This is a genomic window from Marichromatium purpuratum 984, from assembly GCF_000224005.2.
Taxonomy (GTDB): Bacteria; Pseudomonadota; Gammaproteobacteria; order Chromatiales; family Chromatiaceae; genus Marichromatium; species Marichromatium purpuratum.
The window spans coordinates 1260040-1280729 of record NZ_CP007031.1; the positions used below are offsets into that span (position 1 = coordinate 1260040).

The following is a 20690-nucleotide window of genomic DNA, read 5'->3' on the forward strand; positions in this document are numbered from 1 at the left end:
AAGAGCGGAACGCGATGGCCAGGGATAGCCTGTTCCGACAACAGCCGCCCGGCGTGCGCGCCCGCTCGCTAACCGGAGACCTTTTGTATGCAACTGCGCTTCTTCACCATCCCGATCCACGGGGGTGAGGCGACCGTCGAGGCGTTGAACCGCTTTCTGGCCGCCCAGCGGATCCTGTCCGTCGAGCGTCATCTGATCGAGGACGGCGGCGCGAGCGCCTGGGCCCTCTGCATTGCCTACGAACCGGCCGGCGAGGGCGGTCGACCACCGACCACACGGTGCGGCAAGGTTGATGATTGCGGGGTCTTGCGTGAGCCCCGGCACCGACCTCGGTTGACGCGATGCCGCAACCCAATGACCCCCGGTGTGCCGGTCGCCGGTGCAGTCGCCCGGCGAAGGCTCGCCGGTGGGTCGACCCGATCTCGATCGTCAACGCTGAAAAGGGCCGTTGAGTCACGGCGGGCGCCATGACGGCAAAGGGGGTCAAGGTATTGTCCGCGAGGCGGTCGTCATTCGTCGGGTGGCGGGGCGCGCGCGGCAGCTCATTTTTGCTTCGCCGTGCCGGTGTGGCTCCGGCTGGCGAAATCAGGTGACAGGGTTCAGATGGTCAGCGTCCTCTCAATCGATCCGTCCTGGCATCCGCTGATCAACGGCTGCCCGCCCGCGTGGGCGAGCGAGTGGGGCGAGGACCGTTACGGCGTCTTCGTCGCCTTCACCCTGGATGCGGTCACGCAGCGGCTGCGGTGGATTCCGCCGGGGCGGTTCTGGATGGGCTCGCCGGAGGAGGAGACCCAGGGGTTGGCCGAGGATGATGCGGAGCATGCTTGGTTCGAGCAGGAGCATCCACGGCATGCGGTCATCATCTCGCGCGGCTTCTGGCTGTTCGATACACCCTGCACCCAGGCGCTGTGGGAGGCGGTGATGGACGAGAACCCCAGCCGCTTCAAGAGCCCGGATCGCCCCGTCGAGCAGGTGAGCTGGGACGATGTACAGACCTTCATCGACCGGATCAATGCGCGGGTTCCCGACCTCGGGCTGAGTCTCCCGACCGAGGCCCAGTGGGAGCATGCCTGCCGGGCCGGCACCGAGACCGCGCTCTACACCGGCCCCATCGAGATCCTTGGCAAGAACAATGCCCCGGCGCTGGACTCAATCGCCTGGTACGGCGGCAACAGCGGCGTCGATTTCGAGTTGGAAGAGGGTTTCGACTCATCTTCCTGGTCCGATATGCAGTATCCGAATCCCCGCTCCGGCACCCATCCAGTGGGTAGGAAGCAGCCGAATCCCTGGGGTCTAACCGACATGCTCGGTAATGTCTGGGAATGGTGTGCCGATGGTCTACGTCATTATGAGCCGACTATGGCGGTCGATCCTGAAGGTTCGACAGAGGTTGGCGCGAAGCGAGTGATCCGCGGGGGCTCCTGGGAAGACGAGGCGCGGATCTGTCGTTCCGCCTACCGCGACGGGTACAGGCCCGACGGCCGCGGCGACTATCTTGGCTTCCGCTGCGCCCGAGTTCAGAGTTCATGACCCGAACAGGTTGGAGTCGGGATGAGCAGAGCGCGTGAGCCCATCGGTCCTCAATGCGCCGCGCGCTCGGCCTCCATTGCCGCCTCGGCCAGCACCGTCTCCGATACGCCGCGCTTCTTCAGGGCCGCGATCAATCGTGCGGTCTGGTCCGTGGCGTAGCGTGCCTCGTCGCGCCGTAGCCCCTCGCTGACGTAGAGCTTGAGCAGCGCCTGATAGCCGGAGAATCCGCGCAGTGGCGCGATCTCCTTGAGCGATTCGACCACGTCGACGGGGATGCGCAAGGTGATGCTGGTCATCGGGCGGTCCTTGCGCAGACGGCTCTTGATGCGGTCAGGAATGCTCATGGGTGCGTCTCTCCTCTTGGGTGGCCCGACGGGCGGAGATGAGGCGAATCACCTCGTCCGATCGTTCGATGTGTACCACGAACAGGAGCCGTGCCGTGGCGTCGTAGCCGATCACAGCGTCACGGGCCTCGTCGTGCCGGCTTGCGTCCACCAGACGGAACAGCGGGTCGAAGAATACCGTGGCCGCCTGCTCGAAGGTGATCCCGTCGTGGCGCAGCGGATTGATCGATGCCTTGCGCGCGTCCCACACGAAGGACAGGCCATTGAGTTCGTAGCGGACATCCATAGCAGGGAAGTCTAGCTAATATATGTACTTTGTACATACATTGCTTTCGATCTGTCTTGCATGGCTGGTCGGTTGAGTCTGGTGGTGTCCGCGCCATGCGCTCGGTCATGGCTCGATGTCTGGCGCGACCGCTCAGGGCTTTGTGCTCGCACATGCCTTCCCGCCCGCCGGATGACGCCCCTCCCACCCCCTCGGTATGATCCCACCAAGTCCTTTCTCCCAAGAGTGTTGCTATGTCCCTGAAGAATGGTGTTCTGCTCGATCTTGCGACGATCGATCGGGACGATCTCGATCTCTCCGCGTTGGCGGGGGTGTGCGAGGGGTGGCGGCGTCATGCCTATACCGAGCCCGCCGAGGTGGCGGCGCGGATCGCCGATGCCGAGGTGGTGGTGACCAACAAGGTGGTGCTCGACCGGCAGGCGTTGAGCGGGGCGCGGTCGCTGCGGCTGGTGTGCGTGGCCGCCACCGGCACCAACAATGTCGATCTGGAGGCGGCGCGCGAGCTGGGCATCGCGGTGGCCAATGTCGCCGGTTACGCGACGCCCTCGGTGGTGCAGCACGTCTTCTCGCTGATCCTCGCCCTCACCACCCGGCTGCCCGAGTATCAGCGCGCGATCGACGCCGGGGCCTGGCAGCGTCACGACAGCTTCTGCGTGATGGATTACCCGATCCGCGAACTCGCCGGGCGCACCCTGGGGATCGTCGGGCTCGGTGATCTCGGCGGCGGGGTGGCGCGGGTGGCCGAGGCCTTCGGCATGAAGGTGCTGGTCGCGCAGCGTCCAGGTGGGGCGCTGCGTGTCGGGCGGCTGATGCTGGAGGCCTTGCTGCCGCGGGTCGACGTGCTCAGTCTGCACTGTCCGCTCACCGAAGCGACGCGCGGGCTGATCGGCGCGCGCGAGCTGGGGCTGATGCGGCGCGACGCGCTGCTGATCAACACCGCCAGGGGCGGTATCGTCGACGAGCAGGCGCTGGCCGAGGCGCTGCGCGCCGGCACCATCGGCGGTGCCGGGGTCGACGTGCTGAGTGCCGAGCCGCCGCGTGCGGGCAATCCGCTGCTCGACCCCACGATCCCCAACCTGATCGTCACCCCGCACATCGCCTGGGCCAGTCGCGAGGCGCGCCAGCGCATGGTCGACGAGATCGCCGCCAACATCTCCGCCTGCCTCGCCGGCACGTCGCGCAACCGTGTTGCCTGAGCCGCCAACCTTTGGCCGCCAGAGGGAAACCGCTACGGCATCAAGGGTTGGCGTCCTGGCGGTTCAATCTCCTGGTCGCCGATCGTCACCGCGTGCGAACAGGGCCGAGGCCCGGGTTCCGATCCAGCGCCGGGTGTCCTGCTCGATACCGTACAGACAGGGGATCAGCACCAGCGAGATCAGGGTGCCGAAGAGGATGCCCCAGGCCATGGCGAGCACCATCGGGGTGATGAAGGGGCTGGAGCCGGCGAGCCCGTAGGCGGTGGGGATCAGACCGGCGACCGTGGTCAGCGAGGTGATGACGATCGGGCGCAGACGCGCGGCGGTGCCGTCGGCGATTCCTTGGTCGTCGAGCCGGCCGTCGGCGCGCGCACGCTGGCGGTTGAGGGCGTGGACCAGCACCACCGAGTCGTTGACCAACACCCCGATCAGGCCAAGCACGCCGATCAGCGCGATCAGGCTCAGCGGCTCGCCCTGCAGGCCGAGCCCGACGATCACCCCGGACAGACCGAAGGGGATGGCGGCGAGGATCAGCAGTGGTTGGGTGAAGGAGCCGAAGAGCAGCACCAGGACCACCAGGATCGACAGCGCGCAGACGACGAAGGCGATACCGATGTCGCCGAGCGATTCGCGCTGCTGCTCCAGCTCGCCGCCGTACCACAGCCGCAACTGGGGGTGCTGGCGCAGCAGGCCGGTCTGCTCGACGTGTTCGGCGAGTGACTGGTTGACCTGCTGCACCGAGACCCGGGCGCGGTCGATGTCGGCGTAGAGGGTGAGGGTGCGGCGACCGAGATAGTGACGGATGGCCGCCTCGCCGGGGCGTACTCGGATCTCGGCGACGCTGCCGAGATAGACCGGCTGGCCGCGATCGTTGATCAGTACCAGATTGCGCAGGGTCTCCATCCGGCCACGGTCCTCGGCGCGGAACTGCAGGCGATAGCGCACGCGCTCCTCGACCTGTTGCAGCTCGTCGACCAGCAGGCCGTCGAAGGCGACGGCGACCATCTGGGTGATGGCCGCGACGCTCAGCCCGCGGTCGGCCAGTGCCTGATGATCGAAGTCCAGTTCGACGATGTCCTTGCCCGGCTTGTAGCTGGTCCAGACCTCGGTGACGCCCGGCTGCGTGGCGAGGAAGTCGGCGAGCCGGTCGGCCAGGGTGAAGCGCGCCGGGTCGTTGCCGATGATCTCCAGCTCGACCGGTTTGCCGGCCACCGGCGTGTCCTTCAGCGGCTCGACGACGATGCGCCGGTAGTCGGGCAGGGCGGAGAGTTCGGCGCGCAGCCCGGTGATCAGTTCGTTGGAGTCGGTCTCGCGCTGGCCCTGCGGGCGCATGTAGAGGGTGAGCAGCGCCCAGGCCGGGTTGCGTCCCTCGGTGGCGCCGTACATGTCGGTGTCGTGATGACCGATGCGGGTGATGATGTTGAGCAGGTCCGCGGCGGGCACGCGCGCGCGGATCAGCGCCTCCAGCTCGGCGGCCTTGTCGATGGTGTAGTCGAACGAGGCACCCTCGGGCAGCTCGACCTTGAAGTTAACGGTGTCGATGTCGACCTCGGGGTAGAGATCGAAGCGCATCACCAGCGCACCGTAGGCGAGGATCGCGCAGAACCCGGCGACGAACAGCGTCAGGGTCAGATAACGGTGACGTACGGCGCGCAACACGAAGCGATCGAACCCCGCCTGCACCGGCAGGAACCAGCGCCTGGGCGGGGTGGTGGCGCGCCGCCCGTGGGCGTGGGCGAGATGACCGGGGAGCATCAGCAGGCTCTCGCCGAGCGAGGCGCCGAGTACCAGCGCGACCATCACCGGCAGGGTCCAGAGGAACTTGCCCTCCAGGCCGCCGAGAAAGGCCACCGGCAGGAAGGCCAGCACTGTGGTGAGGGTGCTGACGATCACCGGCGAGGCGACCGCGCCGGCCCCTTCGATGGCGGCGCGGCGTGGTGGCAGGCCCTGTTCGAGCCGTCGCTGCACGCTCTCGGCGGTGACCACGCCGTCGTCGACCAGCATGCCGAGCATGAGGATCAGCGCGGTCAGCGTCATTACGTCGATGCCGAGTCCGACCACCGGCATCAGCGCGAAGGTCAGCAACAGCGCGGTACCCAGTCCGAGGCTGACCCACAGCGCCAGAGGCAGGCTGAGGAACAGCCACAGACAGCCGATCACCAGTGCGAAGCCGAGCAGGGCGTTGCTGCCGAGCACGTCGAGCATGTCGTAGGTGAAGCGCGAGATGTCGTTGACCCTCTCGATGCGTACCCCCGGCGCCAGGTTGGCGCGTTCGCGCTCGACGAAGGCGCGCACCACCGCCGCCGTCTCCAGCCCGTCGGCCTCGGCCTTCTGGCGCGCGAGCAGGGCGATGCTCAAGCGGCCATCGGTGCGCGACTGCACCTGCCAGTCCTCGTAGTCGAGCACCACCTCGGCGATGTCGCGCACGCGCACGCTGTTGCCGGGCTCGCGCGCGCGCACGATCACCGTCTCGACCTGGCGCGGGTGGTCGAACTGGCCGACGCTCAGCACCTTCTTCTCGGCGACGAAGGAGGTCAGCGAGCCGCCCGAGGCGCGCACGTTGCGCCGCTCGATGGCCTGGCGGATCTCGTCGACCGAGAGCCGCAGCTGCTGCAACCGCTCGGGGTCGAGCAGCACCCGCACCTCGCGCTCGCGATAGCCGACCTTCTCCACCGAGGCGATACCCGGCTCCTCGCGCAAGGCGTCGGCCAGTCGCCGGGCGCTGGCGCGCAGCACCGATTCGGGCACCGGGCCGCTGAGATGCAGCTCCATCACCGGCACTTCGAGGGTCGACATCTCCTCGACCAGTGGGCGTTCGAGCAGGTCGGCGGGCAGTCGCGTGCCGGCGCGATCGACCGCCTTCTGGATGTCGGCGAGCACCTGACGCTTGTCGCCGGCATCGGGGTCGATGCGCACCGTGATCACCGAGATCCCCTCCATGCTGTTGGAGGTGATCTTCTTCAGCCCATCGACCTCGAGCAGCTCGTCCTCGAGCGGGACGGTGATCGACAGCTCGACGTCCTCGGGACCGGCGCCGGGGCGCTCGGTGGTGATGTTGACCAGCCCGAGGTCGATGCGCGGCATGGTGCCGTAGTGGATCTGCTGGGTGGCGAGCAGGCCGCTGGCGACGATCAGCACCAGCAGCAGGTTGACCAGCAGCGGTCGGTCGACGAAGAAGCCGAGCGGGGTCTTCATGGCGTCGGCTCCGTGACGATCTCGACCGGGCTGGCGTCGATCAGCTGCGCCATGCCCTCGACCACCAGTCGGTCACCGGCGGCGAGTCCCTCCAGCGCCGGGATCCACTCGGCGGTGCTGGCACGCAGCATCGGTTCGATCTCGACGGCGCGGCCGTCGCGCACCACGTAGACCACTCGCCGACGATGACGATCGACCAGGGCGGTGTCGGGGATCAACAGCGCCTCGGGGTCGAGCACCGCCTGTAGCCGCACGCGCGCGGTCATGCCTGGGCGCAGCAGGCCGTCGGTGTCGTCGAGCAGGATCTTGATCGGGAAGTTGCCGGTGTCGGGATCGGCCTTGATCCCGACCGACTCGATCCGTCCCCGGTAGCGCCGTCCCGGCACTCCGGCCGAACGGATCTCGGCCTCGGCGCCGACGCGCAGGGCGTTGACCGCGCGCTCGCCGACATGGGCGCGCACCCGCAGCCGATCGGCCGTCTGCACGCTGCCGAGCAGCTGGCCCGGCATCACCATCTCGCCGGGCTCGACCGCGCGACGGTCGATGATGCCGTCCACCGGGCTGAGGACCCGGCTCTCGGCGACCTCGCGCGCGGCCAATCGTTCGGCGGCAAGCATCTCCTCGTAGGCGGCGCTGGCGCGCCGCAGCGCGATCTCGGCGCGCTCCAGCGCCTCGCGCGAGACCGCGCCGCTGCCGGCCAGACCGCGCCGGCGGTCGAGTTCCTGGTGAGCCTCCTCCAGCCCGGCGCGGGTGCGTGCCACCGCAGTCGTCGCTTGGCGCAGGCGCAGCCCGCGCTTGCGCGCGTCGAGTTCGACCAGCAGCGCGCCGGCCTCGACGCGCTGGCCCTCGTCGAAATGGATCGCCTCGACCTGAGCGGAGAAATCGACCGTGAAGGCGACGTCCTCGACTGCCTCGATCTCGCCATAGGCGTCGATCGGCTGGCGCCAGGGACGGGGCTCCAGGGTGAGCACGCGGACCTGGGCGATGCGCGGCTCGAGCGGGGTGCTCGGGTCGGTGGCCTCGGGTGAGCAGCCGACCAGGATGGTCGACAGTGCCGAGACGAGCAGCAGGGTGATAGGGGAGGGGCGGGCGCGGCCGTGCATACGACTCGACTCCATGGCTGACACCCGCCGGGACCGGGCTCTCTCGCGGGCAGAGCCGGGCGTGTCCGTCACGGACACGGGCGCGGTGCGGGTGTGACGCGGGCCGGATCGCTCCGACCCCGCGCGGTGTGTGGTTTCACCCGCATTATCTACCCGGATGGACACGACCTGTCCATGATCACCCGTGCCGACCGTTCGGTGGACGGCCCTGGTGGTGGCGCCGCGCGGGCCGCGTCGGTGGTGGCATCGATGCGGAAGACGCTGGCATAGATCACCGGCACGACGACCAGGGTGAGTACCGTGGCGATGGTCAGTCCGCCCATGATGGTGACGGCCATCGGCGAGAAGAAGGCGTCCCACAGCAGCGGTGCCATGCCGAGTACGGTGGTGAAGGCGGCCATGGTGACCGGGCGCACGCGGCTGACCGCGGCGTCGAGGACGGCGCGATAGGGCGGCTTGCCGGCGGCGCGTTCGAGATCGATCTGGTTGAGCAGCACGATCTCGTTCTTCATCAGCATGCCGAACAGGCTGAGGAAGCCGAGCATCGCCATGAAGCCGAACGCCTTGCCGGCGAGCAGCATCGCCGGGGCCACCCCGACGATCACCAGCGGCAGGCCGAGGAAGATCACGGTCGCGTGGCGGAGCGAGTTGAACAGCATCACCGAGATCACGAACATCGCGAGGAAGGCGATGGGGAAGTTGGACATCAGCTTGGCGTTGGCCTCGGTCGCCGCCTCGTGCTCGCCGCCCCATTCGAGTCGGTAGCCGTCGGGGATGTCGAGCTGCTCGATCTGGGGGCGCAGCCGCTGGAACAGCGCCTCGGTGGTGCCCGAGACCGGCTTGCTCAGCACCGAGAGGGTGCGCTCGCGGTCGCGGCGGCGGATCACCGGATCCTCCCAGCCGGTGGTGGCGGTGGTGGTGACCTGTTCGAGCGGCACCCAGTGGTCGTTGGTCTCGCTCCACACCCGGACGTTGCCGAGGGTGTCGATCCGGGTGCGCTCCTCGGCCGGGGCGCGCACCAGGATCGGCAGCAGGTCGTCGCCGTGACGATAGGTGCCGACGCGCACGCCGGAGAAGTTCATCGCCACCGCCTCGGCGATCTCCGGGCGGGTGACGCCGATGCGCTGGGCCTGGGAGCGGGCCATGGTCATCACCTGCACCGGCACCGGCTCGCCCCAGTCGGTGCGCACGGTGCGGGCGTTGTCGTCGCGGCGCATGATGGTCTCGACCTGTTGCGCGAGGTGGCGCAGCACCGCGATCTCTGGGCCGATCAGACGCGCCTCGACGGCGCCGCCGCCGGGACCGAGCTTGAAGGCGTCGGCGGTGACGGTGATCTCGGGGTGGTGGTGCTCGATGTGCGTCATCACCGTGCGCGCGAGCGTGGGGATGGCGTGGAAGTCCTCGACGTCGACGAGCAGCATGGCGTAGGCGCTGTTGGTCATCTCCGGCTCGTAGGTCAGCAGGAAGCGCAGCGAGCCGGCGCCGACGAACCCGGTGGTGGCGGTGACGCCGTCGAGCCCGGCGACGTGCCGCTCGATGGTGGCGAGGGTGGCGGCGGTGCGGTCGATGTGGGTGCCCTCGGGCAGCCACAGCTGCACCATGAACTGATCGCGGTTCATGTCGGGCATGAAGTCCTGCTGGACCTTGGAGAAGCCGGCCATGGCCGCGACCAGTACCGCGAGGGTGACGCCGAGCGCGATCGGCCGATGCCCCAGACACCAGGCGACCAGACGTCGATAGCGGCGATAGAAGGCGGTGTCGGTGACGCTGCCCGTCCGACCGTCCTGCCCGACCCGCAGGAAGCGCGCGCAGAGATAGGGCGTGACGGTGATCGCCAGCAGCCAGCTCAGTCCCAGCGACAGACAGATCACCTGGAAGAGGCTCTCCAGCCACTCGCCGGTCATGTCGTCGGACAGCGAGATGGCGGCGAAGGCGAGGATCGCGATCCCGGTCGCGCCGAGCAGCGGCCACTGGTGCTCGCTGACCGTGGTCTCGGCGGCGCGGGTGCGCTCCATGCCCGCGCGCATCTTCTCGAGGATGTCCTCGGTGACGACGATGGCGTTGTCGACCAGCATGCCCAGCGCGATGATCAGCGCGCCGAGCGAGATGCGCTGCAGGGTGATGTCGAGCGCGCGCATGCACAGCAGCGTCGCCATGATCGTCAGCAGCAGCACCGCGCCGACGATCAACCCCTCGCGCGGCCCCATGAAGACCACCAGCAGCAGGATGACGATGACCACCGCCGAGATCAGCCCGTGGACGAAGCCCTGCACCTTGTCGCGCACGGTGTCGCCCTGGTGGGCGATGGCGTGGATCTCGATGCCCGCGGGGATGCGCGCGCGCAGCTCGGCGATGCGCTGGTCGATCGCCTCGCCCATGGCGATGACGTTGCCGCCGGAGACGGTGGAGATGCCGAGCCCGATGCCGTCCTCGCCGTTGCGCCGCAGCAGCTGGCTGGCGGGGGTGATGTCGCCGCGGCTGATGGTGGCGATGTCGCCGATGCGCAACAGCCGCCCGTTGCCGCCCTCGACGAGCTGCTCGCCGAGTTCGTCGATGTCGCGATAGTCGCCGTCGACCCGCAGCCGCACCTGTCTGCTCCCGACCCTGACCTCGCCGGCGCTGGTCACGCGGTTTTGCTGGGCGATGGCGTCGAGGATCGTGCGCGGGTGCAGCCCGAGCTGGGTCAGTCGGGCGCGGTCGATCTCGATATAGACGGCCTCGTCCGGCATTCCCCAGAAGTCGATGCGACCGACGTCGGTACAGGTCAGCAGTGACTTGCGCAGGTCCTCGGCCACCTCCTTGAGTTCGGACTTTGAATAGCCCTCGCCGGTGATCGCGAGGAAGACGCCGTAGACGTCACCGAAGTCGTCGTTGACCACCGGCGTGCCGCTGTCCGGCGGCAGCGTGCCGGCGGCGTCGCGCACCTTGCGCCGCAGTTCGTCCCAGACCTGGGGCAGGCTGTGCTTGTCGTGGGTCTCCTTGATCTCGGCGAAGATGATCGACAGCCCGGCGCGCGAGATCGAGCGCACCTCGTCGAGCTGCTTGAGCTGCTGGATCGCCGTCTCCAGCGGATCGGTGACCTCCTGCTCGACCTCCTCGGCGGTGGCGCCGGGGTAGTGGGTGACGATCAGCGCCTCCTTGATCGAGAACTCCGGGTCCTCCAGCCGGCCGATACTGGCGTAGGAGAGCAACCCGCCGATCAACAGCAGGATGCAGAGCAGTTGGGTGACCGCCCCGTTCCTGATCGCGATACCGGCGGGGTTCATCCTTCCAGCCCTCGTTTGCCGGCCAGTCGGGGGCGCACGGGCAGGTCCTCGCGCAGCGCGCGCAACCCGGCCACGGCGACGCGCTGACCGGGACGCAGCCCGGAGAGGATCAGCATCTGACCGTCACGCAGCGGCCCGGGCTCGACGCGGACGCGGCGCGGCGTGCCGCCGGCCTCGGGGACGACCCAGACGTGGCAGGCCCCGTCGGCGTCGCGCCACACCGCCTCGCTCGGGACCCGGGTGATCACCTCGGTGGGCGCCCCGGTGGCGACCGGCGGCTGGTCGATGTCGGTGCGTACGGTCGCGTTCATCCCCGGCAGGATGTTGATCCCCGGGGGCGGGGCCAGGGCGATGGTCAGGTCGTAGGTGCGGGTGGCCTGGTCGGGCTGCAGCCGGTACTCGTGGGTGCGCGCGGCGAACCAGCGCCGCCCCTCGACGTCGAAGCGCACCCGGGGGTTGTGCAGCGCCTCCAGCCCGCCCTGGGCGATCAGCCGCTCGGGGACCTGGATCACCACCTCGATGCGTGAGCCGTCCTGCAGCGAGAGCACCGCCTGGCCGGCGGTCACGCGCTCGTGGTTCTCCAGGTGGCGCGCCGCCACCACGCCGTCGAAGGGCGCGCGCAGCACGGTGTCGGTGACCGCCTTCTCGCGCGCCTGCAGCTCGGCCTGGGCGATGTCCAGGGTCGCGCGCGCCTTGTCGTACTCGGACTCGGAGACCATCCGCTGGCCGCGCAGCTCGCGGGCGCGATCGAGGGTGCGGCGGGCGTCGTCGAAGCGCGCCTGGGCGGCGCTCAGCGCATTGCGCGCGTCACGGTCGTCGAGCCGCGCCAGCACCGTGCCGGCGGCGACCGCGTGGCCCTCGCGCGCGTCCAGCTCGACGAGCAGGCCGTCGAGGTCGAAGGCGAGCTCCACGCGCCGGTTGGCGCGCACGCTGCCGGGGAAGTCTCGTGTCACCCAGGGCGTGTCGCGGGTGACGACGGCGGTCGGTACCGGACGCGTCACCTCGGTTGCGGCCGGTTGCGGTGTCGTCGCCTCGCTCGACCAGTCCCCGTACAGCGGCAGGGCGAGCGCGGTCAGCGCCGCGAGCCCGGTCAGTCCCGCCGCGGTCCGTTTACGCATGATCGTCATGGTGGGGTCCTCCGGCGCAAAATGTTTAGGAGCTAAACCTTTTGCGCGAAAAAAAAGATCACTGCTCGCGCAGCCGTTCGTTCATCACGCCTTCCATGATGTCGAGTACCACCGTCACATCGTTGAGCTGCTCGCGGGGGAGGGCGGCGAGCCGTTCGATCAGCTCGGCCTTGGCCCTGCCGTGGTAGTGCTCGTGGGCGCGGAAGGCGCGCCAGCCGAGGTCCGTCAGGCTCAGCTCGAATTCCTTGTTGCTGTGCGCGGCCGCCCGCTTGGTGACCAGCCCGCGTTCGACCAGCCGGCTGATCCGTTGCGAGGCCGCGCCCTTGGTGATGCCGAAATGGGTGCCGACCTCGGTGACGTTCATCGTCCCGCGCTCGCCGATCGCCTCGACGGTGTGGATCTCCTTGGTGCTGAGATCGAGCCCGTCCTCCACCTGGATCGGCTGCTTCTCGATACGGTCGAGCTTGTTGAGCAGTCGCAGCAGGTGGCGGATCAGTGCGTCGATCGAGTCGTGTGCCGGGGTGTCCATGGGATTAATTGTATAGCTCCTAAACCATTTTGCAACAACCCGGATCACCGGCCCTGGGGTTGAGGCTTTCCCGTCACGCCACGGGCGACTGGTTTGCTGCCCCGGGACCGGGAGTCGACCCGAGGCGTTGCGCCGCGCTGGGGTGCCTGCAGACGGCAAGAGGAAGAGGGCGCCTGGGATCAGTGGCTGGGCGGATGGCCCGATCAGGATGATGCGCCGCGTCCATTGACAGATAGTTAGCATGCTAACTAATATTTAGGCATCTATTGATTTTGTGGAAGCTGTCGTGACCGAGCACAGACAGGAACGGGAGCGTGCGCTGACGACACGGTTGGTGCGGCTGTCGCGGCTCTATCGTCAGGAGGTCAACCGCGAGCTGGCCCGCTACGGGATCTCCGACGCCCAGGCGGTGCCGGTGCTGCACATCGCCCGCGACGGCGGCGGCATGCGCCAGCACGCGCTCGCCGAGGAGATCGGCATCCGCGGCTCGTCGCTGGTGCGACTGCTCGATCAGCTGTGCGCGAGCGGGCTGGTGGAGCGGCGCGACGACGGCAGCGACCGCCGCGCCAAGACGCTGCACCTCACCGCCGCCGGTGAGGCCCTGGCCGAGCGCGTCGAGAGCGCACTCGGATGCTTGCGCGAGTCGCTGCTCGGGCCGGTCGCCGATGACGACCTGGCCGCGGCGTTGCGGGTGTTCGAGGCCCTGGAGCAGGGGCTGGTGGCGCGTGGCGAGGGCCAGCGCTGAGCCCCATGCCCAAGCTCTCGCGCAGTGCGCTGCTGTTCTCGGCCAATACCTTCGTCGCGGCGATGCTGGCGCTCTATCTGGCCATGAGCATCGGTCTGGAGCGTCCCTATTGGTCGATCATGACCGTCTATATCGTCAGCGGTCCGCTGGCCGCGGCGGTGCGCTCGAAGGCGCTCTATCGTTTCCTCGGCACCTTCGTCGGCGCCGTCGGCGCGGTGCTGCTGGTGCCGCTGCTGGTGCACGCGCCGCTGCTGCTGTCGCTGGCGATGTCGCTGTGGGTCGGCGGCTGTCTGGCGCTCTCGGTGCTCGATCGCTCGCCGCCGAGCTACATCCTGATGCTCGCCGGCTATACCTGCGCGATGATCGGCTTCCCGGCGGTGAACCAGCCGACGGCGATCTTCGACATCGCCGCGGCGCGGGTCGAGGAGATCCTCATCGGCATCGCCTGCGCCGCCCTGGTCCATAGTCTGGTGTTCCCGCGTCCGGTGGGTACGGCGTTGCGTGGGCGCATCGGTCACTGGCTCGGCGAGGCCGATCGCTGGGCGCTGGCGCTGTTGCGCGGCGATCTCGATCAGCTCGAACGCGACCGTGGTCGGCTCGCCGGCGCCGTCAGCGAGATCCAGCTGATGGCCAGGCACCTGCCGTTCGACACCTCCTTCCTGCGCGAGACCACCGTCGTGGTGCGTCAGCTACGCGACCGGGTGCTGGTGCTGGTGCCGGTGCTGGCGAGCCTGTCGGACCGGCTCGCGGCGCTGCGCGCGATCGCGCCCGAACTCGACCCCGAGCTGCGCGGCCTGCTCGCGGCGCTGGCCGAGTGGATCGAGTCCGGCGCGCCGCGCGCCCGCGGCGAGGCGCTGATCGCCGAACTCGAGGCGGCTCGGACGTCGATGTCGGTGCGCGACTGGTACGGCTTCAACCGTTCGAGCCTGCTCACGCGCGCCATCGAGCTGTTGCGCGCGCAGGCCGACGCCCATGCCCTGCACGCCTATCTGCAGGACCCCGAGGGACCGCCGCCGCGGCTGCTCGGCGCCGGGCAGGCGAGCGAGCGTCGCCCACTGCATCGCGACCTCGGGCTGGCGGCGCTCTCCGGAGCCGCGGCGTTCGGCGCGGTGCTGCTGTGCTGCGTGGTGTGGATCTGGAGCGGTTGGCAGGAAGGGGAGTCGGCGGCGATCACCGCCGCGATCACCTGCTGTCTGTTCGCCGCGATGGACGACCCGGTGCCGGCGATCCGCAAGTTCGGCATCTATCTGCTGGTGGCGATGGTGCTCGGCGCGCTCTATCTGTTCGTGCTGATGCCGGCGATCAGCGGCTTCCCGATGCTGGTGCTGGTGCTCGCGCCGACCCTGCTCGCGGTGGGCGCGATGATCCCCGATCCGCGTCTGGCCTTCCCGGCGCTGTCACTCATCGTCAATCTCGTCAATACACTCGTGATCCAGGACCACTTCTCCGCCGACTTCGCGCGCTTCGTCAACATCAATCTCTCGCAGTTCTTCGGCGTCTTCGCCGCGGTGCTGGTCACCCGCACCCTGCGCTCGATGAGCGCCGAGGTCAGCGCCCGTCGCTTGTTGCGCCACACCTGGGGCGATCTCGCCCGGGTCGCCGGGGGGCGTGACGACGACTCGGCGGTCGATCTCGCCTCGCGGCTGGTCGACCGGGTGGGGCTGCTCAGTCCCAAGCTCGCCGCCGCCCGCGCCGGCGATCTCGAGGGACTCGACATCCTCCGCGAGCTGCGCGTCGGCATCGATCTGGCGACCCTGCGCGCGCTGCGCCGGCGCCTGCCGCAGCCGATGGTCGTCGAACTCGACGGCCTGCTCGATGGGGTCGGGGCCTGCTATCAGGCGCGGGCCCTCGGCGCGCCGGAGCCGCCCGGGCCGCCGTTGTGCGCGCGTCTCGACCGGTTGCTCGGGCGGCTGGCGCGGGACGATCTGGCCACTACCGGCGCGCGCGGGCTCTGCGCCCTGGTCGGGTTGCGGCGCAATCTCTTCCCTGAGGCCGCGCCGCCGGCGCGGGTGATGGAGGGCGCGGCATGAGCGGTGAACTCAACCTGTTCGGCGTCTATCTGCACGCGGAGCTGGTGACCAGCGCCATCGCGCTGGCGCTGACCCTGGTCCTCAACCGGGTGCTGATCCACCTCGGTCTCTATCGTCATCTCTGGCACCAGGCCCTGTTCGAGGTCGCCGTGTTCGTGATCCTCTGGGCCCTGGTGGTGAAACTCTCCTCATCCTGGTTGCTATGACTCAAGCCTTTCTGTTCCCGTCCGCCACCTGGCAACGCATCCGCCGGGTCGGTCTGACCCTCGCCGCCGTCGTGCTCGCGCTCTTCGCCGGCCAGCGGCTGTGGATCCACTATCAGGTCGAGCCCTGGACCCCCGACGGGCGGGTGCGCGCGGATATCGTGCGTATCACCCCGGACGTCTCCGGGCTGGTCACCGAGGTCTTCGTCACCAACGACCAGCGGGTGGAGGAGGGTGATCCGCTGTTCCAGATCGATCGTCGACGCTATGTGCTGGCGCTGCGCGAGACCGCCGCCGAGATGCTGGCGCGGCGGACCGATATGGAGCAGGCGCGGCGCGATGCCGAGCGCGCGCTGGCGCTCGGTGACGTCATCTCGAAGGAGGACCGTGAGGACAGCCTGTCGCGCCAGATCCTCGCCGAGGCGGCGCTGACCCGCGCCGAGGTGGCGCGCGATCTGGCCTCGCTCGATCTCGCCCGCACCACGGTGCGCGCCCCGACCGATGGGGTACTGTCGGACTTCGCGCTGCGCGCCGGCGACTATGTCACCGCGGGCACGCCAGTGCTGGCGTTGATCGATGCCCGTTCCTACCGGGTCGAGGGCTATTTCGAGGAGACCAAGCTGAGCCAGATCGAGGTCGGCCAGCCCGCGCTGGTGCGGCTGATGGGCGAGCAGCGCACCCTGAGCGGTCATGTCCAGAGCATCGCCATGGGCATCGAGGACCGCGACCGTGGCGCCGGCGACAGCCTGCTGCCCGACGTCAATCCCACCTTCAGCTGGGTGCGTCTGGCCCAGCGCGTGCCGGTGCGCATCCGCCTCGACGCCCTGCCCGAGGACGGGCTGGTGGTGGGACGCACCGCGACGGTGATCGTGTTGCCGTTCGACCAGGCGGCCGGGCGATGACCGATCCTGCCACGGCATGATCGGTCTCTACCGGGGTTGACGCGGCGCCGTCGGTGATCGCTGTCGTTCGCTCAGGTGTCAGTGTCGGCCCGGGTCGCCGTCCGCGGCTGTCCGCGCTCGCGCGCCCGCGCGTCGCGCAGGCTGTAGAGACAACCGCAATAGGTCTGCTGATAGAAGTCGAGCTCGCGCACCAGCTGGTTGCGCCGCTCGGTGAGCCCCTGCTTGCGCCAGTTGCGCGCCCAGTAGTGGACGCCGGGGTTGGCTGCGGCGGCCGCCGCGCCGGCGGCGTCGATCTGGGCCAGATCCTTCCAGCGCGAGGTCGACAGGGTGGTGGCGAAGAGGGTCAGTCCCTGGGCCGCGGCCTCGGCGGCGGTGGCGCGTAGCCGCTGGTCGAAGCAGCGTGCGCAGCGCTTGCCGCGCTCGGGTTCCTGTTCGAGTCCGCGCATCCGCGCGACCCAGTCGGCGGGGTCGTAGTCGGCGTCGATGAAGCGCAGTCCCAAGCGCTCGGCGTGGGCGATGGTCTCGGCCTTGCGCAGCCGGTACTCGCGCTCGGGGTGGATGTTGGGGTTGAAGTAATAGAGCACCGGAGTGATGCCGTTGTCGAGCAGACACTCGACGATCGCCGTCGAGCAGGGCGCGCAACAGGTATGAAGCAGCAGTTGGTCGGTTGCGACCGGTGGGGTCAGTGGGACGCGTGGCGGCATGGGGTCAGTGTTCCTGGTGGCGGCAGTGGCTGTGATCGGCGAGCACCTCAAGCACCCGGCAGTGGTCGTCGCAGGCGCGGTCGCAGTCCGCGAGCATCTGGCTGATCTCGTCGCGCAGCGCGGTGAGACGCGCGATGCGCTGGTCGATCTGATCGAGATGGGCGCGGGCGATGGCGTCGGCGCGATGACAGGGCGGCTCGCCGTCGCCCTCGAGCGCGAGCAGCGCGCGGATCGCGGGGATGTCGAAACCGAGTTCGCGGGCGTGACGGATGAAGCGTAGCCGTTGCACCGCCGCTTGCGGGTAGCGACGGCGGTTGCTCGCGGTGCGCGCAGGGGCGGGCAGCAGCCCGATCTCCTCGTAGTAACGGATGGTCGGGACCTTGACCTCGGTCGCGCGGGAAAGCTCACCGATTCCAAGCATGATTCTGATTCTCACTTGATGCTCTAGTCACTAGAGATTGTAGCCTCATCGATGACGACAGGATTGTATCGATGAGGTGAATCTGAAGATGTCTAGCCAAGCTGTCGGGGTGCCGCTGACGGTGCCCGTGGAGACCCGGTTGCGGGTCGATGGGATGGATTGCGGGGCCTGCGCGAGCCGGGTGGAGACGGCGCTCGGTCGCTTGCCCGAGGTGCGCGCGGTGACGGTCTCGCTCGCCACCGCCGAGGTGCGGGTCGAGCATGCGCCCGGAATCGAGCGGGCGCGACTCGCCGAGACCCTGTCGCGCCTCGGCTTCACGCCACGCGAGACCGCGCCGACCGAGGCCCCGGCCTGCGGCTGCGGCGCGGCGGCCTGTGCCGCCCCGGAGACGGTGCCGACGGGCGTCGATCGGCCCACGCCCTGGTGGCGCAGCCGTCAGGGGCTGCTCACCCTTGGCACCGGGGCGCTGATGCTCACCGCCTATGGCGCGGCGAGCCTGTTCCCCGCCTTCGCGCGCCCGATCTTCCTCGCCGCGGTGCTGCTCGGCTTGGTCCCGGTGGCGCGGCGCGCCTGGGCGGCGGCGCGGCTCGGCTCGCCGCTGTCGATCGAGACGCTGATGAGTCTGGCGGCGCTCGCCGCGGTGGCCGTCGGCGCCGAGGCCGAGGCGGCGGCGGTGCTCTTCCTGTTCCAGGTCGGTGAGTCGCTCGAAGGGCTGGCGGCGCGGCGCTCGCGCGCCGGGATCGGTGCCCTGATCGAGCTGCTGCCGCGCAACGCGCGTCGGCTGCGCGCCGACGGTACGCTGGAGACGGTCGCCGCCGAGCGGCTGCGGGTCGATGATCGCATCGAGGTCCACCCGGGCGAGCGCATCCCCGCCGACGGCGAGGTGCTGGAGGGTGTCGGCGGCGTCGACGAGTCGCCGCTCAGCGGCGAGAGCCTGCCCCAGCTCAGGCGTCCGGGCGATGCGGTGTTTGCCGGCAGCGTCAACCTGGAGAGTCGGTTGCGGTTGCGCGTCACCGCCGATGCCGCCGACAACACCATCGCGCGGATCACCCGGCTGGTGCGCGAGGCGCAGGCGCGCAAGGCGCCGAGCGCGCGCTTCATCGAGCGTTTCGCCCGCGTCTACACCCCGCTGGTGGTGCTCTTCGCCACTCTGGTGGCGGTGGTGCCGCCGCTGTTCCTTGGTGCGGTCTGGTCGGAGTGGGTCTATCGCGGCGCGGCGATCCTGCTGATCGGTTGCCCCTGCGCCTTGGTGATCTCGACCCCGGCTGCGATCGCCGCCGGGCTGGCCGCCGGCGCGCGTCAGGGGCTGCTGATGAAGGGCGGGGCAGTGCTCGAGGGGCTGGCGCGAATCACCCGGGTGGCCTTCGACAAGACCGGCACCCTGACCCTGGGCCAGCCGCGGGTGACCGAGGTGGTCGTCCTGGAGGGTGAGCGCGCGCGCCTGCTCGAGTGTGCCGCCGCGCTCAGTCAGGGCTCGTCGCACCCGTTGTCGCGGGCGATCCTCGCCCACACCGAGGCAGCGGGTATCGCCGCCGTCGCCCCCGAGCACGTGCGCGCGCTCCCCGGTCGCGGGGTGCGTGGCGAGATCGGTGGGCGTGACTGCTTCCTCGGCTCGCTGACGGCGGCGCGCGAGCTGATCGCAGAGGATGCTGCCGGGCTGGTCGTCGCCGCCGAGTCGCAGCAGGCGCTGGGGCGCAGCCTCTCGGTGGTGGTCGAGGACGGGCGTGCGCTCGGGCTGATCGCGATGCACGACGCCCCGCGTGAGGATGCCGCCGCCGGCATCGCGGCGCTCGACCGGCTGGGGATCGGCGCCCTGGTGCTCAGTGGCGATCAGCGCCCGGCGGTCGCGGCCCTGGCCGGGCCGCTGGGCATCGCCGCCCACGCCGGGTTGTTGCCCGAGGACAAGCAACGGCTGGTGAGCGAGCTGCAGGAGTCCGGCGAGCGGGTCGCCAAGGTCGGCGACGGCATCAACGACGCCCCGGCGCTGGCCGCTGCCGAGATCGGCATCGCCATGGGCGGCGGCACCGAGGTGGCGCTGGAGACCGCCGACGCCGCCAGCCTGCACGGTCGGGTCGGTGATGTTGCGGCGATGGTGCGGCTGTCGCGCCGCACCCTGCGGGTGATCCGCCAGAACGTCGCCCTCGCCATCGGGCTCAAGCTCGGGCTGATGGTTACCACCCTGCTCGGCGTGACCGGGCTGTGGCCGGCGGTGCTCGCCGACACCGGCGCCACCGTGCTGGTGACCGCCAACTCGCTGCGACTGCTGCGGGCGCGGGTGGTCGAGCCAGCGGCGGCAGGGGCTTCGGGCCGTCAGGAGGCCAGTGGTGCGAAGCCGGACGACTGCTGCCGGGACGGCGACCGGTCGCCAGCGGCCAGCCTCCAGTAAGAGAGAGCACCTTTCCGTAAGCCGGGCAAAGCGCAGCGTGCCCGGCGAAGAGGTTGAGGTCTTTGGTGTGGGCGTGGACTGCCGGGGCAGCGGTTAGCCGTCAGCGGCCAGCGATCAGCGACCAGCCTCCAGCCTCCAGTCGGAGCGGGTCCCTCTGTCACCGGTCGGTGATCCCGAGCGGTCGAGGTGCGTTAGCTGTCATCGCAGTCGAATCCCCCCAACCCCCTTTGTCCAAAGGGGGCTTGAGAGCAGCGGGCTTGAGAGCAGCGGGCTTGTGGGGCGGAGCGCAGGGGAGGCGTGTGGCTGGTCGCTGACGGCTGAAGGCTGGAATCCCTCCCGCCTTCGCGTCTGTTGCGGCCTTGCGGTTCAAAGCAGCTTCCAGCAATCAGCCTCCAGCCTCCAGTCGAGGCGGCTGGTGTGCATGGTCGGCCGTTGACGGGAAAGACGGTATCTTGCGGTTCAAAGCAGCTTCCAGCGATCAGCCTCCAGCCTCCAGTCGAGGCAGCTGGTGTGCGGTCGGCCGTTGACGGGAAAGACGGCATCTTGCGGTTCAAATCAGCTTCCAGCGATCAGCCTCCAGCCTCCAGTCGGGACGGCTGGTGTGCATGGTCGGCCGTTGACGGGAAAGACGGTATCTTGCGGTTCAATCCCTTGGCGGCTGAAGGTTGGAATCTCTCCTGCCTTCGCGCCCTTCGCGCCCTTCGCGGCTTTGCGGTTCAATCT

At 69.4% G+C, this 20690-nt stretch carries 17 protein-coding genes; 8 read left to right on the forward strand and 9 right to left on the reverse strand.

All coding sequences use genetic code 11. From position 1 onward, the window contains the following. The first annotated feature begins 87 nt into the window (after positions 1-87). Both MARPU_RS17515 and MARPU_RS05800 read left to right on the forward strand, forming a co-directional pair. Complete coding sequence (locus MARPU_RS17515) at positions 88-471, forward strand: hypothetical protein (protein WP_005220750.1); 384 nt, start codon at positions 88-90, stop codon at positions 469-471. A 132-nt stretch (positions 472-603) separates the two neighbouring features. Next, positions 604-1530 carry a formylglycine-generating enzyme family protein gene (locus tag MARPU_RS05800; protein WP_005220752.1) on the forward strand — a complete coding sequence of 309 codons (927 nt, stop codon included), beginning with the start codon at positions 604-606 and terminating at the stop codon, positions 1528-1530. 50 nt (positions 1531-1580) lie between these two features. On the opposite strand, the gene MARPU_RS05805 is transcribed toward MARPU_RS05800, so the two are convergent. Together MARPU_RS05805 and MARPU_RS05810 are read right to left on the reverse strand one after the other, a co-directional pair. Continuing rightward, positions 1581-1874: a hypothetical protein gene (locus tag MARPU_RS05805; RefSeq protein WP_005220754.1), complete on the reverse strand. Its 294-nt coding sequence runs from the start codon at positions 1872-1874 to the stop codon at positions 1581-1583. Continuing rightward, a complete protein-coding gene (locus MARPU_RS05810) occupies positions 1861-2160 on the reverse strand; it encodes a BrnT family toxin (protein WP_005220755.1) in 300 nt (99 codons plus the stop codon). Before MARPU_RS05810 ends, MARPU_RS05805 begins: the two co-directional genes overlap by 14 nt. A gap of 233 nt (positions 2161-2393) precedes the next feature. Here MARPU_RS05810 and MARPU_RS05815 point away from each other — a divergent pair, with 233 nt between their 5' ends. Then, positions 2394-3356 (forward strand): 2-hydroxyacid dehydrogenase, encoded by a 963-nt coding sequence (locus tag MARPU_RS05815; protein ID WP_005220756.1) that lies wholly within the window; start codon positions 2394-2396, stop codon positions 3354-3356. Between the two features lie 63 nt (positions 3357-3419). Here MARPU_RS05815 and MARPU_RS05820 read toward each other — a convergent pair whose 3' ends face one another. The 5 genes from MARPU_RS05820 to MARPU_RS05840 all read right to left on the reverse strand — a co-directional run bounded on the left by MARPU_RS05820 (position 3420) and on the right by MARPU_RS05840 (position 12576). Beyond that, positions 3420-6551: an efflux RND transporter permease subunit gene (locus MARPU_RS05820; protein WP_005220757.1), complete on the reverse strand. Its 3132-nt coding sequence runs from the start codon at positions 6549-6551 to the stop codon at positions 3420-3422. Beyond that, on the reverse strand, positions 6548-7654 hold the full coding sequence (locus MARPU_RS05825) for an efflux RND transporter periplasmic adaptor subunit (RefSeq protein ID WP_005220759.1): 1107 nt from the start codon (positions 7652-7654) through the stop codon (positions 6548-6550). The genes MARPU_RS05820 and MARPU_RS05825 overlap by 4 nt, the downstream gene beginning before the upstream one ends. Positions 7655-7803: 149 nt before the next feature. Next, complete coding sequence (locus MARPU_RS05830; protein WP_005220760.1) at positions 7804-10920, reverse strand: efflux RND transporter permease subunit; 3117 nt, start codon at positions 10918-10920, stop codon at positions 7804-7806. Then, entirely contained in the window at positions 10917-12047 is a 1131-nt protein-coding gene (locus MARPU_RS05835) for an efflux RND transporter periplasmic adaptor subunit (protein WP_005220761.1), read from the reverse strand. The genes MARPU_RS05830 and MARPU_RS05835 overlap by 4 nt, the downstream gene beginning before the upstream one ends. Before the next feature lie 58 nt (positions 12048-12105). Then, positions 12106-12576 carry a MarR family winged helix-turn-helix transcriptional regulator gene (locus MARPU_RS05840; protein WP_005220763.1) on the reverse strand — a complete coding sequence of 157 codons (471 nt, stop codon included), beginning with the start codon at positions 12574-12576 and terminating at the stop codon, positions 12106-12108. Between the two features lie 286 nt (positions 12577-12862). On the opposite strand from MARPU_RS05840, the gene MARPU_RS05845 reads away from it, so the two are divergent. From MARPU_RS05845 to MARPU_RS05860, 4 genes are read left to right on the forward strand one after another with little or no spacing between them, the layout of a single operon-like run. After that, entirely contained in the window at positions 12863-13321 is a 459-nt protein-coding gene (locus tag MARPU_RS05845; RefSeq protein WP_005220765.1) for a MarR family winged helix-turn-helix transcriptional regulator, read from the forward strand. Positions 13322-13326: 5 nt separating this feature from the next. Next, positions 13327-15351, forward strand: coding sequence for an FUSC family protein (locus MARPU_RS05850; RefSeq protein WP_005220767.1), 2025 nt, complete (start codon positions 13327-13329; stop codon positions 15349-15351). Continuing rightward, entirely contained in the window at positions 15348-15557 is a 210-nt protein-coding gene (locus MARPU_RS05855; RefSeq protein WP_005220775.1) for a DUF1656 domain-containing protein, read from the forward strand. Before MARPU_RS05850 ends, MARPU_RS05855 begins: the two co-directional genes overlap by 4 nt. Further along, positions 15554-16456: an efflux RND transporter periplasmic adaptor subunit gene (locus MARPU_RS05860; protein ID WP_005220777.1), complete on the forward strand. Its 903-nt coding sequence runs from the start codon at positions 15554-15556 to the stop codon at positions 16454-16456. Before MARPU_RS05855 ends, MARPU_RS05860 begins: the two co-directional genes overlap by 4 nt. Positions 16457-16527: 71 nt before the next feature. On the opposite strand, the gene MARPU_RS05865 is transcribed toward MARPU_RS05860, so the two are convergent. Next, entirely contained in the window at positions 16528-17160 is a 633-nt protein-coding gene (locus tag MARPU_RS05865) for an epoxyqueuosine reductase QueH (RefSeq protein ID WP_005220780.1), read from the reverse strand. 4 nt (positions 17161-17164) lie between these two features. Next, positions 17165-17581, reverse strand: a complete 417-nt coding sequence (locus MARPU_RS05870) for a MerR family transcriptional regulator (protein WP_005220782.1) — start codon at positions 17579-17581, stop codon at positions 17165-17167. Positions 17582-17669: 88 nt separating this feature from the next. Between MARPU_RS05870 and MARPU_RS05875 the strand changes: the two genes are divergently transcribed. Next, complete coding sequence (locus tag MARPU_RS05875) at positions 17670-19967, forward strand: heavy metal translocating P-type ATPase (RefSeq protein ID WP_005220784.1); 2298 nt, start codon at positions 17670-17672, stop codon at positions 19965-19967. The last annotated feature ends 723 nt before the right edge of the window (positions 19968-20690 follow it).

Excerpts from the sequence above, each read along its gene's own strand:
- MARPU_RS17515 (WP_005220750.1), top strand. The coding sequence starts at position 88 with ATGCAACTGCGCTTCTTCACCATCCCGATCCACGGGGGTGAGGCGACC.
- MARPU_RS05800 (WP_005220752.1), top strand. The coding sequence starts at position 604 with ATGGTCAGCGTCCTCTCAATCGATCCGTCCTGGCATCCGCTGATCAAC.
- MARPU_RS05805 (WP_005220754.1), bottom strand. The coding sequence starts at position 1,874 with ATGAGCATTCCTGACCGCATCAAGAGCCGTCTGCGCAAGGACCGCCCG.
- MARPU_RS05810 (WP_005220755.1), bottom strand. The coding sequence starts at position 2,160 with ATGGATGTCCGCTACGAACTCAATGGCCTGTCCTTCGTGTGGGACGCG.
- MARPU_RS05815 (WP_005220756.1), top strand. The coding sequence starts at position 2,394 with ATGTCCCTGAAGAATGGTGTTCTGCTCGATCTTGCGACGATCGATCGG.
- MARPU_RS05820 (WP_005220757.1), bottom strand. The coding sequence starts at position 6,551 with ATGAAGACCCCGCTCGGCTTCTTCGTCGACCGACCGCTGCTGGTCAAC.
- MARPU_RS05825 (WP_005220759.1), bottom strand. The coding sequence starts at position 7,654 with ATGCACGGCCGCGCCCGCCCCTCCCCTATCACCCTGCTGCTCGTCTCG.
- MARPU_RS05830 (WP_005220760.1), bottom strand. The coding sequence starts at position 10,920 with ATGAACCCCGCCGGTATCGCGATCAGGAACGGGGCGGTCACCCAACTG.
- MARPU_RS05835 (WP_005220761.1), bottom strand. The coding sequence starts at position 12,047 with ATGACGATCATGCGTAAACGGACCGCGGCGGGACTGACCGGGCTCGCG.
- MARPU_RS05840 (WP_005220763.1), bottom strand. The coding sequence starts at position 12,576 with ATGGACACCCCGGCACACGACTCGATCGACGCACTGATCCGCCACCTG.
- MARPU_RS05850 (WP_005220767.1), top strand. The coding sequence starts at position 13,327 with ATGCCCAAGCTCTCGCGCAGTGCGCTGCTGTTCTCGGCCAATACCTTC.
- MARPU_RS05855 (WP_005220775.1), top strand. The coding sequence starts at position 15,348 with ATGAGCGGTGAACTCAACCTGTTCGGCGTCTATCTGCACGCGGAGCTG.
- MARPU_RS05860 (WP_005220777.1), top strand. The coding sequence starts at position 15,554 with ATGACTCAAGCCTTTCTGTTCCCGTCCGCCACCTGGCAACGCATCCGC.
- MARPU_RS05865 (WP_005220780.1), bottom strand. The coding sequence starts at position 17,160 with ATGCCGCCACGCGTCCCACTGACCCCACCGGTCGCAACCGACCAACTG.
- MARPU_RS05870 (WP_005220782.1), bottom strand. The coding sequence starts at position 17,581 with ATGCTTGGAATCGGTGAGCTTTCCCGCGCGACCGAGGTCAAGGTCCCG.
- MARPU_RS05875 (WP_005220784.1), top strand. The coding sequence starts at position 17,670 with ATGTCTAGCCAAGCTGTCGGGGTGCCGCTGACGGTGCCCGTGGAGACC.